The organism is Cognatilysobacter lacus (genome assembly GCF_008274655.1).
Taxonomy (GTDB): Bacteria; Pseudomonadota; Gammaproteobacteria; order Xanthomonadales; family Xanthomonadaceae; genus Cognatilysobacter; species Cognatilysobacter lacus.
Window position 1 is genome coordinate 1 of record NZ_VTRV01000296.1, and the last position, 576, is coordinate 576.

The following is a 576-nucleotide window of genomic DNA, read 5'->3' on the forward strand; positions in this document are numbered from 1 at the left end:
GGTGTTAGGCCTCAGAGGAGCCATCATGAAACTCGCGACGATCCTTTCCTTCGCTCTCTTAGCCCTAAGCCACTCGGCAGTTGCCTGCGACGGGCAAAAAGACACATCCGCAAAGCCGGAATCTACCGAGCAAACGTTGGACCGCACGGTGTTCAATCGCCTGTCTCCGGAGAGCTTCGCGATTGATTCGGCCGCAAAGAAGGCCTATGGCTGCCGTTACATCTTCGCCGACACTTTCGGCGGGCTGCAGCGCGCCAAGCCTACGGCCGGTGGCCTGCCTCCGGCGCCGGTCGGCCCTGATGGTTCGCCGAAGGTCGGAAAGGTTGTGGTCGCCTATATCGTCACGCTTGAAGGTTTGGCGTCCGATCCAGTGGTTGTTGAAAGTACGGACCCGGAGCTAAGCGAAGTGGCGTTGGCGGCGATGAAGGAATGGAGGTTCGAGCCGGCTCGCTTTAATGGGCGTCCTGTAGCGTCACTAGCCGCACAAGAATTTCCGTTCGGGCCTTCGTCGCACTGAGGCCTAACAATTCGTCCAAGCCGACGCCGCTTCGCGGCGCGGCTTAACTCAGGTGTTAG

1 protein-coding gene is annotated in these 576 nt (G+C 59.7%); it reads left to right on the forward strand.

Going from position 1 to position 576, the window contains the following annotated elements:
• Positions 1-517: energy transducer TonB (locus FW784_RS14165; RefSeq protein WP_205123635.1), on the forward strand; the 517-nt coding region annotated here is incomplete at its 5' end.
• Positions 518-576 lie beyond the last annotated feature (59 nt).